The organism is Pirellulales bacterium (genome assembly GCA_019694455.1).
Lineage (GTDB): Bacteria > Planctomycetota > Planctomycetia > Pirellulales > JAEUIK01 > JAIBBY01.
Genome location: JAIBBY010000002.1, coordinates 142,072 through 156,919, shown reverse-complemented (window position 1 = coordinate 156,919; position 14,848 = coordinate 142,072). Strand labels below are relative to the sequence as shown.

Annotated in this window: 15 protein-coding genes; 8 read left to right on the top strand and 7 right to left on the bottom strand. The window is 63.7% G+C overall.

Features of this window, described 5'->3' with window-relative positions:
• Nucleotides 1-81: 81 nt before the first annotated feature.
• From K1X71_01950 to K1X71_01940, 3 genes are all read right to left on the bottom strand, one after another.
• Nucleotides 82-780 carry a hypothetical protein gene (locus K1X71_01950; protein MBX7071885.1) on the bottom strand — a complete coding sequence of 233 codons (699 nt, stop codon included), beginning with the start codon at nucleotides 778-780 and terminating at the stop codon, nucleotides 82-84.
• A 36-nt stretch (nucleotides 781-816) separates the two neighbouring features.
• Nucleotides 817-1,368: an orotate phosphoribosyltransferase gene (pyrE, locus tag K1X71_01945; GenBank protein ID MBX7071884.1), complete on the bottom strand. Its 552-nt coding sequence runs from the start codon at nucleotides 1,366-1,368 to the stop codon at nucleotides 817-819.
• A gap of 102 nt (nucleotides 1,369-1,470) precedes the next feature.
• Entirely contained in the window at nucleotides 1,471-2,409 is a 939-nt protein-coding gene (locus K1X71_01940) for a hypothetical protein (protein ID MBX7071883.1), read from the bottom strand.
• 199 nt (nucleotides 2,410-2,608) lie between these two features.
• Between K1X71_01940 and K1X71_01935 the strand changes: the two genes are divergently transcribed.
• The 6 genes from K1X71_01935 (at nucleotide 2,609) to K1X71_01910 (ending at nucleotide 7,163) form a co-directional block, all read left to right on the top strand.
• Nucleotides 2,609-3,820 (top strand): molybdopterin molybdotransferase MoeA, encoded by a 1,212-nt coding sequence (locus tag K1X71_01935; protein ID MBX7071882.1) that lies wholly within the window; start codon nucleotides 2,609-2,611, stop codon nucleotides 3,818-3,820.
• Between the two features lie 102 nt (nucleotides 3,821-3,922).
• Nucleotides 3,923-4,231, top strand: coding sequence for a hypothetical protein (locus K1X71_01930; GenBank protein MBX7071881.1), 309 nt, complete (start codon nucleotides 3,923-3,925; stop codon nucleotides 4,229-4,231).
• Nucleotides 4,231-4,491, top strand: a complete 261-nt coding sequence (locus K1X71_01925; protein MBX7071880.1) for a hypothetical protein — start codon at nucleotides 4,231-4,233, stop codon at nucleotides 4,489-4,491. Before K1X71_01930 ends, K1X71_01925 begins: the two co-directional genes overlap by 1 nt.
• A 116-nt stretch (nucleotides 4,492-4,607) precedes the next feature.
• A complete protein-coding gene (locus K1X71_01920; protein MBX7071879.1) occupies nucleotides 4,608-4,940 on the top strand; it encodes a hypothetical protein in 333 nt (110 codons plus the stop codon).
• A 25-nt stretch (nucleotides 4,941-4,965) separates the two neighbouring features.
• Nucleotides 4,966-6,432 carry a radical SAM protein gene (locus K1X71_01915; GenBank protein MBX7071878.1) on the top strand — a complete coding sequence of 489 codons (1,467 nt, stop codon included), beginning with the start codon at nucleotides 4,966-4,968 and terminating at the stop codon, nucleotides 6,430-6,432.
• Nucleotides 6,429-7,163, top strand: a complete 735-nt coding sequence (locus tag K1X71_01910) for a prolipoprotein diacylglyceryl transferase (GenBank protein MBX7071877.1) — start codon at nucleotides 6,429-6,431, stop codon at nucleotides 7,161-7,163. The genes K1X71_01915 and K1X71_01910 overlap by 4 nt, the downstream gene beginning before the upstream one ends.
• A gap of 68 nt (nucleotides 7,164-7,231) precedes the next feature.
• Here K1X71_01910 and K1X71_01905 read toward each other — a convergent pair whose 3' ends face one another.
• Entirely contained in the window at nucleotides 7,232-7,969 is a 738-nt protein-coding gene (locus K1X71_01905) for a PEP-CTERM sorting domain-containing protein (protein ID MBX7071876.1), read from the bottom strand.
• Nucleotides 7,970-8,253: 284 nt separating this feature from the next.
• Here K1X71_01905 and K1X71_01900 point away from each other — a divergent pair, with 284 nt between their 5' ends.
• Complete coding sequence (locus K1X71_01900; protein MBX7071875.1) at nucleotides 8,254-8,862, top strand: aminodeoxychorismate/anthranilate synthase component II; 609 nt, start codon at nucleotides 8,254-8,256, stop codon at nucleotides 8,860-8,862.
• Between the two features lie 6 nt (nucleotides 8,863-8,868).
• On the opposite strand, the gene K1X71_01895 is transcribed toward K1X71_01900, so the two are convergent.
• Genes K1X71_01895 through K1X71_01885 form a run of 3 tightly spaced genes read right to left on the bottom strand, consistent with a single transcriptional unit; the run spans nucleotide 8,869 to nucleotide 13,094 of the window.
• Nucleotides 8,869-9,840 carry a tetratricopeptide repeat protein gene (locus K1X71_01895; protein ID MBX7071874.1) on the bottom strand — a complete coding sequence of 324 codons (972 nt, stop codon included), beginning with the start codon at nucleotides 9,838-9,840 and terminating at the stop codon, nucleotides 8,869-8,871.
• 31 nt (nucleotides 9,841-9,871) lie between these two features.
• A complete protein-coding gene (locus K1X71_01890) occupies nucleotides 9,872-10,432 on the bottom strand; it encodes a hypothetical protein (GenBank protein MBX7071873.1) in 561 nt (186 codons plus the stop codon).
• 52 nt (nucleotides 10,433-10,484) lie between these two features.
• Complete coding sequence (locus K1X71_01885) at nucleotides 10,485-13,094, bottom strand: pilus assembly protein N-terminal domain-containing protein (protein MBX7071872.1); 2,610 nt, start codon at nucleotides 13,092-13,094, stop codon at nucleotides 10,485-10,487.
• Between the two features lie 247 nt (nucleotides 13,095-13,341).
• On the opposite strand from K1X71_01885, the gene K1X71_01880 reads away from it, so the two are divergent.
• Entirely contained in the window at nucleotides 13,342-14,835 is a 1,494-nt protein-coding gene (locus K1X71_01880) for a hypothetical protein (GenBank protein MBX7071871.1), read from the top strand.
• Nucleotides 14,836-14,848: the final 13 nt, after the last annotated feature.

Below are 14,848 nucleotides of genomic sequence, written 5' to 3'. Positions count from 1 at the left end.
TTTGCATTTATTGCTTCGTCCCTCTCCACTCTCCACTGCGTCGCCGCGTCTCGGCGGTTTTTCCCCTCTGCCGCTTCGCGCTCACGCTGCGCGGCGCGGGCGGCGCTGCTTGGCCGGCTCGTTCCACTCGTAGACGAATCCCTGCCGTCGCCGCGCCGCCACACGCGCCGCCCCTGTCTCGCGCAGGCAATATGCCACGCGCTGCGCCACCCAGCGCGGAATATCCGCCGCTTCGGCCAAGTTGCCCGTGTGAAACGGTCCCGGCGGCACGCCGGCGAGCAGCGTGCGCAAATCGGCCGCCACGCGAATCGTCCGCAGATCCAACACCGACACCAGCTTCTGATCCTCAATCTCAAAGTCGTCGCGCCGCCAGCGTCGCCGCCGACCATGCCCCGGATAACGCGTCTCCTCGACTTCCACCAGCAACAACTCGACGGTCAGTCGCGGATGCGGAAACACCTTGGCGAAGTAAATCAGGTCGTGAAACGCGTCGGCGAACGTCGCCCGCTTGGGGCTCATCCGCTGCCGCGCCACGCGCCCGCCGCGCCGCTTCAGGGTGACGATGCGTTTGGCGGCGATCAGCGGCTTGACCACCAGCACATCGTGCTCCGCCACGAGCGCGGCGATCTTGGCCCGAATTGCCGCCAGCGAGCCATGCTGAATTTCAATCAACCGCTCGGGCGTGACCACGTCGATGCGATAGCGACCCAGCTTCACTTCCACGCGCGCGTCGGGGCCGCGGTAGAATTCTTTCAGTTGGCGATGCAGCGAGGTTTCCATGGCCAGTCCATTGGCGCAGGATGATTGAGCGCGGCGTTACTTGGCCGGCTCGATACCAAAATCGCGAATCGTGAGCAGCGTCTCCAGCGGATATCCGCGATTCTCGAACGCCTGGCGCCCCCCTTCCATGCGGTCGACGATGGCGATCACGCGCTCGATTTTCAATCCAAACGCCTCCGCGCGCTCGATCGCCAATAGCGACGATCCGCCGGTGGTCACCACGTCCTCCACAATCACCACGCGCTGCCCTGGCTCGACTGGGCCTTCGATGTATTGATTGGTGCCGTGCCCCTTGGGCTCCTTGCGCACCATGAAGCCGAGCAGCTCTTGCCCACGCGTGCCGGCCATGGTGATGATGGCGGCGGTGATGGGGTCGGCGCCGATCGACATGCCGCCGACGGCGTGCGGCAGTTTGTCGCCCAGTAGATTCAAAATGCCTTCGCCAATCAGTCTGGCGCCGGCCGATTGCAGAGTGACCTGCTTCAAATCGAGGTAAAAGCTGGCCCGCTTGCCCGAGGCGAGCGTGAAGTCGCCAAACCGCAAGGCATGGGCGCGGATCAAATCAATCAAGTCTTGTGATGGGGGCACGGCGAAACTTCCTGCGATGGCGGCGGCGGATAATGCTGTCCTATAGCAGCGCAGGCCCCGCGCGAACAAGAGCGCCGCCTCGCCGACACTCCCCCACGAGCCTTATTTCTCGCTTTTTTCCGCGGCTGGCTGCTCATTCAGATTCCAGGCCGTCAGCCAACGCTCGTCGCCGCGCCGAAGGCCAAAGTCCTCGATCAGCCGCTGCTCCATGTCGGGCATGTGCCCGGCGCCGTAAAAGATGCCGATGCGCTTTTTGCCCGCCGCGATCTGCTCCTTGAGCCCGGCCAGCGCCACCTTGTTGCGCTCGGAGATGATCGTCGAGCCATCGGGCCCTTCGATGGCCTCCATCATTCCGTCCATGCCTTCAAACTGTTCGGCCATGATCTGCTTGAGCTTGTGCGACCGATTCGGATCGAACAGCGCCAATAGCATGTCGGCGTCGTTGGTTTGGCGCGCCTTTCCGTCGCGGGCGAGCACCTGTTGTTTGCTCTGCTGCGCCAAGCTGCGCCCCATCATGCGAAAGAACAACACAAAGAAGTTGTCCCCCTTTTTCTCCATCGATTCGGCGAAGTCCTCGGGCGACATGTCGGCATGCACCAGATTCTCTTTCTGGTAGTCGATCAGTTCCACCTGCGATTCGAGCCCCAGCATGTCCTTCATGCCCGATTGCAACATCGACACCGGATGCGCGTCGCGTCCGCGGCCCCCCTTGGGCACGCGCGTCCCCTTGGGCGCCACCAGTTCGTAGAGCACCACGTCGTAGTCCGCGAACAATTTGTTCAGTTCTTCATAGTAGGGGCGTTCGCCAATATGGACCGCCCCAATCAAGTCGACCACCAGTCCCGCCGGTTGACCAGCGGCCGGTTGATAGCTGACCACCGAGGTGTCCATGCTGATTAGGTTGCCGTCGTCGTCGCGAGTGAGGCGCAGAAACTTGTGCCCCGTGGCGGTCTGCTCGGCCACGCCCTCTTCGGCCCGCGCGCCGCGGCATGCCAACAGCGCTACCAGGGCCCACAACCACCAGCGATGACGACTTAACATGAATATCGCGCCTCAACAGATTGTCGAGCAAAACGGTATCTTAGATGGCGCCGCGCGGATGGCGACTCGCCAACAAACGCCGCGCGGGCATGAGTTAAGCATACGCCGCGGGCGCAACCTGGGAAACTAAAGCGCTAGCGGCGCGTGGCGAACCCTTTCAGCCCATTCGCTGAATCGCGACATTTCTTGGAGCCTTTGCATGATTTCGGTTGATGAGGCACTGCAACTCGTGCTCGCCCATGCCGATGTGCTGCCAGCCGTCGAGGCGCCCTTGGCAGACGCCTTGGGGTTGGTGCTGGCGCGTGACGTGGCCAGCGACCTCGATTCGCCCCCTTGGGACAAGGCGATGGTCGACGGCTACGCCGTGCAGGCCGCCGATCTGGCGAGCGGACACGCGCGGTTGACCATCTTGGAAGAGATCGTGGCTGGCGCCGTGCCGACGCAGTCTGTGCGCCCAGGCGGCGCGACGCGCATCATGACCGGCGCGCCGACTCCCGACGGATGCGACGCCGTGGTGATGGTCGAACAGACGAGTCACCATCCCGGCGACGGACTGGGCCAGGTGGAGATCAACGAGGTCGCGCGCGCTGGCCAAAACATCCTCCGCCGCGCGACGGCTTTGGCCCAAGGCGACGTAGCGCTCTTGGCCGGCAAAAAGCTCCGCGCGATCGAGATCGGTCTGTTGGCCGAGGTGGGCTGCGTTCAAGCGCCGGTCATCCCGCGCCCGCGCGTGGCGGTGCTCTCAACCGGCAACGAGTTGATTCCTCCCAGCGAGATTCCCGGCCCAGGACAAATTCGCAACTCGAACGGGCCCATGCTCGCCGCCGCAGTGCGCGAGTTGGGCGCCAGCGCCATTGAACTCGGCCCCGCGCGTGACGAACTGGCCGATCTGCGCCAGCGTGTGGCGGAAGGACTGGACGCCAATATCCTGGTTCTCTCGGGCGGAGTCTCCGCCGGCGTGCTCGATCTGGTGCCCCAGGTGCTGGCCGAACTCGGCGTCGAGCAGGTCTTTCACAAGATCAAGCTCAAGCCGGGCAAGCCGCTCTGGTTCGGAGTCCGCCGCGGCCGGCGTCCTTGCCTCGTGTTCGGTCTGCCGGGTAACCCAGTGAGTAGCCTGGTCTGCTTTCAACTCTTCGTGCGGCCGGCGATGGCTTCGCTGGCCGGACAGCAAGGGCATGGCCTCACTCGGGTCCGCGCGCGACTGGCCAGCGGTTTTCAGCATCGGGGCGATCGTCCCACGTATCACCCGGCTGTGTTCGACAGCGCAGGCGAGGCGCCAACGATCGAACCGCTGCGCTGGCAAGGCTCGGCCGACTTGTTTGGCCTGTCACTGGCCAATGCGCTGGCGCATTTTCCGGCCGGCGATCGACACTATGCTGCCGGAGAAAGCATTGAGGCAGTGCTGCTGTGAGCGGCGGCAAACTTGCGAAAAATAGACTTGGGCAAGTTATGGTAAACTAATGCTGGCCCTTCCGTGTTTTCCTATTCATTCGACTGCGCGGCGCCAACTTGTATGAACGACAATTTGCGCATCAGCCTGCGACTGCTGGTCTACCAGGAAGGCGGGCATTGGTTCGGCCATTGTTTGGAATTTGACATCGTCGAAGCCGGCGCCACACCGGAGGAGGCGATTGCCAACGTCGTGCAGTTATGTAAGTCGCAGATCGAGCGCGCCTATGAAGACGGCGATCTGCAATCGGTGTTCCGCCCGGCGCCGGCCGAATTTTGGCGCCAGTTCTCGCTAGCTCACGACATGGATTTGTCTCAATCTTTTCCACGGCCAATCGATCGCATCGAGGCGCGAGAATTGGCGTTTGCCTAGTGGCCGCGAAGAAACCGCTGAAATACCGAGTCCTTCGCAAGATTCTTGCCTCCTTTGGCGTGCATGAGGAACAGGGACGCGGCAAGGGCTCTGAGCGCATGCTGGTTGGCATCGTCGATGGCAGGGTCGTTCGTTATCCAACCAAATGCCACCATGAAGGGGACGAAAAGCAGATTCCCGTCATCAACGCCATTCGGCGGCACTTCAAGTTGACCGCAGCCGATGGAGTTAGCGATCAAGACTTTTACGGCCGCGCCTAGCGCGAGTGGTAAGAGAGTCAGCAATTCGTCCCCCTTGTGATATGCTGTCGCGGAACCTCGCGCTCGCGCCGCGCACAAAAACCCCTCGCGCGTAAAGCAACTCCGCAGCAACATCCATGAGCGACCTCAACCCCTATCAATCGCCACAGGACGCCAAGCCGACTCCGCGCCCCATCGATCGCGTGCCGACGCTGGGCCGTTATGTCATCGCGGTTCTGGCGACGATTGGCGCGTCGATCGTCGCGTTCGTTGGCGTCTGCACCGGGACCAGCTTTATCGAACTTTTCGCGTTCAAGGGTGGCTTTGAGGCGTCAGGATTCATGAACTTGTCGATTACATGTGGCAAGCTAGCGGCAGTCGTCGCCTTCTTCGTAAGCGCCTACTACTTTTGGCCCCGCGCCACGCGCAACCAGGACCAACCCCCTCCATCTTTGAAATCAGGCGAATAACGCCATGCAACTGCGCGACCATACCTTGCTCGGCCTGACGCAAAGCCTCTGCCCCGAGTGCCTCGCGCTGGTGCCCGCCAAGATCATCGAGCGTGACGGCCGCGTTTATTTTCGCAAGCGCTGTCCCACGCATGGCCCCCGCGAGGACTACATCTGTTCCGATGTGCGGCAGTTCGATCAGATGGAGTTCAGCCTCCCCGGCAAGATTCCGCCAGAGTTCGGTGTCGAACCCGATCGCGGCTGTCCCTACGACTGCGGGCTGTGCACCGAGCACGAGCAGCACACCTGCGTTGGGCTGGTCGAGATCACGTCAAGCTGCAACCTGAGTTGTCCCATGTGCTACGCCTCCAGCGGGCCGGGGGGCAAGCACCTTAGCTATGAAGAATGTTGCTGCTCCATCGACCGCCTGGTGCAGGTCGAGGGCCGGGCAGAGGTGCTCCAGCTTTCGGGCGGCGAGCCGACGATTCATCCCGAGTTCGCCCGCATTCTGGAATACGCCTGCGAGCAAGCGATCGACATCGTGATGATCAACACCAACGGCGTGCGACTGGCGCACGACGAGGCGCTGCTGGAACAGCTTGCCCGGTTCAAGCAGCGCATCGAAGTTTATTTGCAGTTCGACGGTTTCTCCGACGACGGCTCGCAACTATTGCGCGGCGAACCGCTGACGGCCATCAAGCTGAAGGCGATCGAGAATCTCGGCCGACACGACATTCGCACCATTTTGGTTTCGACGGTGCATCCCGGCGCCAACGACGCCGAACTGGGGCGCATCGTGCGCTTTGGCGCCGAGCGGCGCTGGATCACCGGCGTCAGTCTGCAACCGGCCACCTACTCGGGCCGGTATGTGCTGCCCGAGACGCTGGAGAACCGCGTCACCTTCCCCGATGTGATCCGCCTGGTCGCCGAACAAACCGAAGGGCTCTTCACCGAGAGCGACTTTTTGCCGCTGCCATGCGCGCACCCCAATTGCCATAGCCTGGCCTACGCGTACCGGTCGCGCGGAACCGTCACGCCGCTCACACGCTTCATCAACGCCCGCGAACATCTCGACCTGTTGGCCAACGGCATCACCTTCACGCGCCCGCGAGCGCGGCAATTGATCGAAAGCTATTTGGGCCGCGCGGGCTCGTGCGGCAGCGACTGCGGTTGTCACGGGCCCTCGCCCGGCGCCGAAGACTTGGCGTCGCTGTTGCCGGTGCTCAGCGCGCCGGCCACAGGCGGCAACGGCCACACCGCCAGCGAAAGTCTGGCCGAGGAGTTCTTTCGCCGGGCGCTGGCCGAAGAACTGCATCCCGCCGATGTGTTTCGCATCACCATTACGTCGTTCCTCGACGCTTACAACTTCGACGTGCGCCGCCTGATGAAATGCTGCATTCATCATGTGCTGCCGAGCGGCCATGTGATTCCGTTCTGCGCGTACAACGTGCTGTACCGCGACGGGCATGTGCCACTGCCGGCGCTGCGCTCCTCGCTGGCGATGCCGACATGAACTGGTCGTACACGGCCATCATGCTGGCGGCGGTGGGGACGGGCGCCGTGCTCGCGCGCCGGTCGCAGGCCAGCCTGGGCCTGTCGCGCGAAGAGCGCATCGTGATCGGCCTGGGCGCGTTTTGCGGCGCGATGCTCGCGGCCAAGCTCCCGTTTCTGCTCAGCGACTTCTCCGCGCTGGCCACCGGCGCCGCGTGGTTCGCCAACGGCAAGACGATCGTGGCCGGACTAGTGGGCGGCTACTTTGGCGTGGAGATCGCCAAGTGGGCGCTGGCCGTGCGCGTGAAGACGGGGGACAGCTTTGCCGTGCCGGTCGCCGCCGCCATTGCCGTGGGTCGATTGGCCTGCTTTGCCGGTGGCTGTTGCTATGGCACGGCCACGTCGCTCCCTTGGGGGATCGACTTTGGGGATGGCGTACGGCGGCACCCAGCGCAGCTTTATGAGTTTTGTTTTCACGCCTCGGCGGCGCTGGTTCTGGCCTGGCTACATCGCCGCGGCCTGTTTCGCGGGCAGTTGATCAAGCTCTACATCATCGCGTATCTGACGTATCGCTTTTTCAGCGAATGGATTCGCCCCGAGCCGCAACTGTGGCTGGGTCTGACTGGGTATCAATGGGCCACGCTAGCGCTGGCGCCCGTCTTTATTTGGCTGTGGCGCCGCGACGCGCTGGCGTTCCGCGCGGCGGCGCCGTCAGACGTTGACCTCCGCGCAACAAAAAAGGCCGCCAGGTGAGTGGCGGCCTTTTTGTCAGGCGCTGGCGGATTCCTTGGCCGGAGGAAAGGCAATCTCCGGCCCAGTCGCTAGCGCCTGCCAGGGCGTTGTCGTCGTACCAGCGCCGCCGCGGCCAAGCCAGCCGCCAACAGCGCCATGCTGCTCGGTTCGGGGATGGCCGACATGACCACTGTCCGCGCCGAGCCCGTGTTGTCTTGCCAGTGCGGAGCGTCGAGCACCGCTAGCAGTAGTTTGGTCGCGCCGTCGGGCACAAAGAACTCTTGTGTCGCTCCCGTGCCGGTGCCAGTCAGGCCGTCGCCAATGAAAAACACCTGCCCCAACAGCGGCGAAATCTGCAAGTCGGTGGTCGCCTGCGTGTTGGGCGCCGGCGCCAGGCCAACCGTGGGGCCGAGGAAAATGCCCACCAGCGAGCCGCGCGGCAGATCGTTCCAGCCGCTGATGCCACCCAGCGCCGCGGCGGATACCAGGCTCAACGTGCCGTCGAGGTTCGAACCGGCATGATTGGGGGGAGACGGATCGGGACCGCTGTAAGTGTCGTACGCGCCAAACGAGACGATGTTCAGTTTGTTCTCGCCTGGCAGCTTGGCCAGGTCGAACACCGTGGGCGCGATACCGTCGAGCAGGTCATTGCCTGCGTCGGGAATGTTTGTCGGGTCGGCCAAGAAGGGATTGGCCGTGCCTTGGACCGTGATAATGGCGGCCTCGGCCGACTGCGGTGCAAGGGCGGTGAACGAAACCGCAATCGCCAAAATCACTAGGGAAAAGAGCGTCGCGCCAACGGGCGCAACCGAGCCTCTTAATTGCATCGGAGTTGCCTTTCAGTGAATACCAGTACGTCCGAACTTGGTCAGCTACGGATTACGGTCTTCACTAGCAACTCAAAGAGACTCGTTGACTGGGACATGGACCACTAGGCCAATGCCCGAGCGCGGCAATGGCGCTCAACTGTTTCGAGATTACCCAGCCTGCCAAACCGATGCAAGCCGAATCTGGCGAACTTTATCACCTGGCCCGCCTCCTGCCCTGTAGTGGTGGCGCGGCGCAACGGTGTAAACTACGCCGGCTGGCCGGTTTTTCCCTGGAAATGCCCATGATCCTGCTCATCGATAACTACGATTCCTTCACCTACAACCTGGTGCAACGTCTCGGCGAAATCGATCCCACGCTCGATCTGGAGGTCCATCGAAATAACCAAATCTCGCTCGACGAGATCGCTCGCCGCCGACCCACGCACATTATTGTTTCGCCCGGTCCCTGCACGCCGCGCGAGGCGGGCATCTCCTGCGATGTGGTCCAGCGCTTTTATCGTGAGGTGCCGCTGCTCGGCGTCTGTCTTGGTCATCAATCGATCGGCCATGCCTTTGGCGCCGAGATCGTTCGCGCCCAGCGATTGATGCACGGCAAGACCGATCTGATCTATCACGATGCGCAAGGCTTGTTCGCCGGACTCGAAAGCCCCATCGAGGCCACCCGCTACCACAGCCTGGTCATCCAGCCCGGCACACTCTCCGACGAGTTTGAAATCTGCGCCTGGGCCAATTCCCCAGGGGGCGACACCGAGATCATGGGCATTCGGCATCGCAAGTATCCGCTGTTCGGCTTGCAGTTTCATCCCGAGAGCTTTCTCACCGAGCGCGGAGTCGATCTGCTCTCCCGCTTCTTGGAACTGCCGGCGCCGCGCCAAAGCGTGGCAAGCTGATCGCCTCTACGGCATGGCCGACAGTCGCTCGCGCAACAGCGCTTGGGCGCGATGCTGCAGCGCGGCGGTCTTGGAGTCGACGCTCGGCGCCGCGCTCTCGGCTGGTTGCGTCGCGTTGTTCGCGCTGGCTGCGCTGGTGGTCGTGGCGACCGGCAGCGCGGCGGCGGCAAGTTGCGCTCCGCTTTGCGATGCGCTCGGTTGTCCCCCTTCGATGTACGGCACCCAGCGAACACCATCCTGCACCAATTCGCCAAAATCGGCGAACCCTTCTGGATCGCGCTCGAAGCGTTCGAACGAATCGAGCGCCGAGCGAGCTTTTTCGAAGGTGGGATCTTGTCGCAGCGCCAGTTCAAAGCAGCGCTTGGCGCCGGCCATGTCGTTTTGCGTGGCGAGCACGAAGGCCAGGTTGTACTGGGCCGAGGCGTCGCTCCCCGCTTTGCGGAACTCTTTTAGCGCATCTTCATAACGGCGCTGGTGTCCATAGACCAGTCCCAGATTGTTGTGATACTTGCCGTTGCTCGGCGCCATCGAAACGGCTTTGAGCAACGCGCTTTCGGCCTTGTCGAGTTGGCCTTGCAGATAGAGGCAGTAACCCAAGTCGTTGAACAACTCGGGGTCGGTGGCCGACAGCGTGATGGCCTGGCTGTACAAGTTCACCGCCTCGCGATGCCGCCGTTGCAAATCGGCGACTACCCCCAGCCGATGAAACGCCTCGGCTCGCTTGGGGTAATCGACAATCAGCTTTTCGTAGATCGGCCGCGCTTCGTCGAGCTTGCCCGCCATCTCCAACCGCCGCGCCTCGGCGAAGCGCTCGCCAAAGCCTTGATACCGCGAGCGCCCAATGCCGGCCAGTGGCCCGCCGGCGCCGAGCGAATCGAAGCTGGCGCAGCCCGCGAAAGTGGCCACTAGCGCCAGCGCCGCCAAACAGGCGGCGCGACGATGGGCTCGATTCCACATTTGCATCTCGATCGTGTCCATGCGCATCTGCCTCGGGCGCCGCAAGGGGCTGTTATCGGAACATGCCGCCGAAGCCGCCAAACCGGCGACCGGCGCCGCCGCCAAAGAAGCCGTTGCCAAAGTAGCCAAAGCCGCCGTAGATATTCTGGTAGTACGCCGCCTCGCCCTCGATCGCCGTGTAACCCTCGGTGAACGCCGGCGCCACCACCACGCGCTTGTCGGCCTCGGGCACGCCCAGCCGCGCAAGCTGCTCGACGATCACTTGGCGCCGCTGTTGATCCAATTGCGGACGCCCGTTGTGCGGGCTTTGCTCGATAGTCACCGGGAACGGCACATGCTCCAGCCGCGTGGCCACCTGCATCAACTTGTCCTTGGCGCCCGGCGCGAGGTTGGCCGTTTGACCGGCGAACTCGTGATCGAAAAAGATGAAGTCGGCTGCTTCGCCATTGGTTTGCTGCGTCTCCCAAAAGCTGTCGGTCACCTGCCCAATCGGAAACGGTCGATCGTACGACGGTCCGCCGTACTGATGCCAGCCGCAGCCGGTCGTGCCCAACAGACCCCATAGCGCCACCAGCGTGGTGACTCGGATCGCGGATTTTGTATTTGCCGTCATGCCAGTCGCTTCCCAGCGTCAAGTTCGCTGTCGAGTACGCGTTGACTATTGCCTACTGTCCGTGGCCAAACGGGCCAGAGATCATCGCCGGACCATCAGCCCGATAGCGCTGCTTGAGCCGCGGCCAAACCGTGCTGCGAAACTCCTCGGTCGGGCGCCCTTCGAGCCATCCCTTGGCGAAGAACTGAAAGTCGTTCGGCTCCGTCACGTCGAAGCCGGGCAGCGGCGGAACTTCTTCTGGCTCCATCGCATGCACCAACTCGGGGGTGACCAGGATGATCAACTCCGACTCGGTGCGCTCGAGCGTTCGCAATCCGAACAGTCGCCACAAGAACGGCACATTGCCCGAGAGCTTGCCGGTCATGTTGTCTTCCAGCAAACCAGCGATCGCCAGTGTTTGCCCTTCGCGCATTTCGACGGTGGTGGTGACCGCGCGAGTATTGAGCCCCGGAATATTGTTCACCTTCAGGTCGCCGTTGATCTTGCTGAACTCCGGCGACACCTGCAAACGGATGCGGTCCTTGTCGATCACGATCGGCAAGAAGGTGATGATGGCGCCGAACGAGCGAAAGTCGGTGGTCACCGCCGCGGCGCCCGCCACGCCCACCGTGGTCGGCACGGCAAATTCGCCGCCCGCCACAAAGCTGGCTGGCCGGCCGCTCATGGTCACCAGGGTCGGCTCGCTCAACAGGCGAATCACCCCTTCTTGCTGCAAGAAGTGAACGCCAAAGTTGATCTGCCGTGCGTCGAAGCTGCCAATCACGTTAGCCGCCCCGCCCGACGCCGCCGCGATCATCGATTGCAAAATCACGTTGCTGTCGGCGAACCGCATGTCGAGATCGACGCCAAACCGCCGCGCCGCCGAACGATCGAGTTCGGCGATCTTGACCTTCAGCGCCACCTGCTGCACACCGGGGATCCGCAGCATGTTGATGACCTGCGTGCCAGAAATGCGCGCCGCTTCTTCCTGACCCACTAGCGGATCGGCGGCGACTCCCTCGACCAAGCCGCCGGCAAAGCCGCCGTAGCCAAAGCCGCCCGCCCCAAAGCCCCCCGCGCCGGCGCGGCCGTAGCCCCAGTTCTCGCGAATGATCGACATGATCTGCGCGGCCTCTTCCGTATCCTTCGCCTCGCCGCGCACCAACAGCTTGTCAGACACCGGAATCAGCCGAATCTTGCTGTCCGGAAACAGCTCGTTGATGATGTCCTCGAACATCTGATATTGCTTCTCGCGGCGCTGGCTTACTTCCGGGTCGGGCACCACCCGCACCAGGTAGGTCACCGGCTTGCGATTGCCGTCTTCGAACCAAAAGGTCACGTGCGTCGCGCCTTGCGCCACGCCAATGATCGACACCTCGCGCGGCGTAAACTGCACCACGTTGCAAACGCGCGGGTCGACCACCGCCGTGCGGTAGATGTCGACCGGCGTGCGCAATAGCTTGCTGCGCCGCAGCGTCACATCCATTTCGCGACTGTGATCGATGATCTCCACAGGCAAGCCGTCGATCGTCGTCCCGGTTGGCGCCGGCGTCAGCGCATCTTGAAACTGCGTTGGCGGGCTGGTGATGGGGCGCTGCGCGGGCGGTTGCTCGGCCGGCGGAGTCGGCATCACCTCGGGTGGCGCCTCGCTCGGCGCCGCGGGGGGCGTGGTGGGCGCAGCCGCGGGCGGCGTGACAATCTGCGGCGCGGGCATGGTAGCGGGGTCGGCCGGCGCGGCGCCGCCAGGAGGCGGCAGCGGCCCATCGGGCCCTGGCACATCGGCCTGCGGCACGTCTTGATCGGGCGCGAATGGATCATTGCCCGGCGGCGTGCCAATCGGCGCGGCCCCGGCCGGTGGAAGCTGCTGCTGTAAATTGACAAAGTTGATGTGCGTGCCCTCGGCCTCGGCTGCGGCGGTCGCGGTCGGGATCGGCAACGCGCCGCTGGTGGCCTCGCTCACTGGCGGCGCAACAAACTCCGCCGTTTGGTTGAGCGCCGTTTGACTAGCAGTTGCTTGCGCAGCGGGAGCCATTACGCCCAGCGCTTGCGGCGGCAGCGCAGCCGGCTCGCTGGTCAATTCCACCGCCGGCGGCGTCAGTTCGATGATCCCCTCGACGGGCGCTGTCGGAATAGAAGTCAACGGCTCTGGCGCGGCCGTCTCGACGACAGCGTTGGCCGCTTGCGGCGCCGCGGAAATCGGTGATTCGTACGGCGCTTCGGCAGCTATCGGCGCAGCGGCGGGGGCGATCTCCACGACTGGCGGCGCAGTATCAACCTGTTCTGGCGCTGGCCGCGATGTCGCGGACAAGTCGGGCCGCGAAAACACGGTGCGGCTGGCCGATGTGGCGCTAAAGTCGGTTCGCGCCTCGGATGGCCCAGTGGTGGTTGGCGCCGTGACCATGCCACCCAAGCTGGCCCGGCGACGGCTGAAAATTTGTGGGCTGGCCGGCGGCGCCTCAGGAGCAACCGGCACGGCAAAGGCGCCGTCCTGTTGCTTGCCGTTCAAGGGCGCGGTGCGAAGCGGCGCCTGCTTGATCGGCGGCGTTTTGACCCCTGGCCGCTCGGCCGGCCTCACGGTGATCTCGGCGACCGGCTGATTGCCCGCCTCACAGGGGGACAAATCCGCCACGCCAATAATCAAGGCCAACGCCAGACAGAGCAGTCTCGACGTGCTAGCGTTCATGCCGACTCCGCCTTGTTTACCCGTCTTCACTACGGTGCTCCAGATATCGCTCGCTCCGCGCCAACCCATGGGCGCGATGGCATGCGACGTCGGGTCTGTCTATCGGGAATCGAAGGTTTGCCGGTTGAGAAAAATAGAGCGACTAAGCTGAGATTGCCGAAAAAGTAGAGCGTAAGGCCACGGCGCACGACGACAGATATAAGAAGTCAGCGCTGCGACCGACTTTCACTGCTAGCGAGATCACTGCATGCGACAGCTAACTCCGCGCGGACGCACACTCGTTGCGCTAGCATTCTCCGGCTTGGCAATTCTTGGCCCGCTGCGTGAATGCCCCGCGCAAGACGTGCCGATCACGCCCGGCATGCCGCAACTCGAAATCCCCCGCATGGCGCCGGCGGATCGCAGCATCCGCCAACCGGGACATCACCCTGTCGACGAAGTCGATCGCCCCGACCGGCGACACCGTTCCACACACCGCGGCTTCGAAACGCGCAGCCGGCACTTCACCGTGGTCAGCACCGGCAGCAGCGAGGAGGCCGAGTGGCTCTCCGAGGAGCTGGAGCGGTTTTGGAACGACGAGGTCTTTCCCTTGGCCGACGGCTTCACCGACGCCCATCGACAATTCACCTTCTCGATCAACGCCGTCGAGGTCTTCGTCAGCGACAAGGCGCCCGGCGTCGGCATCAAGGGTCCGCAACCTTTGAACTACGATCCCGATATCTGGGTGAATCTGCAATCGGGCGGCCCCGGTGTCGCCGCTGTCTTGCCGCGCGTGCGCGCGCAGGCCTGGAAGGCGTTCTTACGGCAGGCCAACTTTGATCAGCGCCTGCCCGACTGGGTGAAGGACGGCTTCGCCTCGTACTTCGCGGGCGAGAAGTTGACTCAGGCCGCCGCGGAGATCGCCGGCAATTCTCCCGCGCCGAGCGTCGCCGCGCTGAACCCCGCCAGCGCCAACCGCATGACCAGCGACCGTATCGATCCGGGCGTTGTCACCGAGGGAGATCCGCAAGGCAAGCTCTGGACTCGCTTTCTCATCGAGTCGAACGACGGCGGGAATCTGCCGAACCTGCTGGCCGCCATGGCCGCGTCAACACAAGGCGCCGTCAATGGCGACTCGCACGAGCAGTTGCCGTGGTTCATGAACGCCCACGGCGGCGCCCGCCCCGCGCCCATCTCGGGTCCGGAGGCGTCGCTCTGGAGCGTGACCAACCTGGCCCCCGCCCGCGATGGCAAAGACACTCAGCAGCAACTCGCCGCCTGGCTCAAGCGTCCTCGTTCTGGTCAGCCGGTGCTCGATACCCGCGCGCTCGATCCAGAACTGGTGGCCCCTGCCCGCGACGCGGTGGTGCTGCTCAAGCTGGCGCGGCGCTTTGCGCAGGCGCCACCGGGCCGCGTTGAGCCCAAGGTCATCGAATTTGGCAAGCCGATCAGCGCCCGCGCGAAGCCCGTCAAGTCGAACGCGCTGCCGGCCGACTTCGATCAACTCGTCACGCAGCTAGAATTGCATCCCGAAACGCCGTGGGCCACCATCGATGCCGACGGCCGCCCCCTCTTGTGGTACGAGCGCGAGCGGATCGGCAAGCTGATTCGCCCTTACGATGGTTCGCTGCGCACCGCCATGCGCGATGGCCACACGGTGATCGAGCGCACCACCGCCAACGGCGCGGTGCTGCAACTCTGGCTGGAGATCAATCCGAAAGATCCCGAGCGTCCCGCGGCCCACATTGCCCGCGTGCGCTAAGCGACTGGCCGCC

Bases quoted from the DNA above. Each gene is read 5' to 3' on its own strand.
- K1X71_01935 (MBX7071882.1), top strand. From the start codon at position 2,609: ATGATTTCGGTTGATGAGGCACTGCAACTCGTGCTCGCCCATGCCGAT.
- K1X71_01910 (MBX7071877.1), top strand. From the start codon at position 6,429: ATGAACTGGTCGTACACGGCCATCATGCTGGCGGCGGTGGGGACGGGC.
- K1X71_01880 (MBX7071871.1), top strand. From the start codon at position 13,342: ATGCGACAGCTAACTCCGCGCGGACGCACACTCGTTGCGCTAGCATTC.
- K1X71_01940 (MBX7071883.1), bottom strand. From the start codon at position 2,409: ATGTTAAGTCGTCATCGCTGGTGGTTGTGGGCCCTGGTAGCGCTGTTG.
- K1X71_01900 (MBX7071875.1), top strand. From the start codon at position 8,254: ATGATCCTGCTCATCGATAACTACGATTCCTTCACCTACAACCTGGTG.
- K1X71_01930 (MBX7071881.1), top strand. From the start codon at position 3,923: ATGAACGACAATTTGCGCATCAGCCTGCGACTGCTGGTCTACCAGGAA.
- K1X71_01920 (MBX7071879.1), top strand. From the start codon at position 4,608: ATGAGCGACCTCAACCCCTATCAATCGCCACAGGACGCCAAGCCGACT.
- K1X71_01885 (MBX7071872.1), bottom strand. From the start codon at position 13,094: ATGAACGCTAGCACGTCGAGACTGCTCTGTCTGGCGTTGGCCTTGATT.
- K1X71_01905 (MBX7071876.1), bottom strand. From the start codon at position 7,969: ATGCAATTAAGAGGCTCGGTTGCGCCCGTTGGCGCGACGCTCTTTTCC.
- K1X71_01895 (MBX7071874.1), bottom strand. From the start codon at position 9,840: ATGGACACGATCGAGATGCAAATGTGGAATCGAGCCCATCGTCGCGCC.
- K1X71_01890 (MBX7071873.1), bottom strand. From the start codon at position 10,432: ATGACGGCAAATACAAAATCCGCGATCCGAGTCACCACGCTGGTGGCG.
- K1X71_01950 (MBX7071885.1), bottom strand. From the start codon at position 780: ATGGAAACCTCGCTGCATCGCCAACTGAAAGAATTCTACCGCGGCCCC.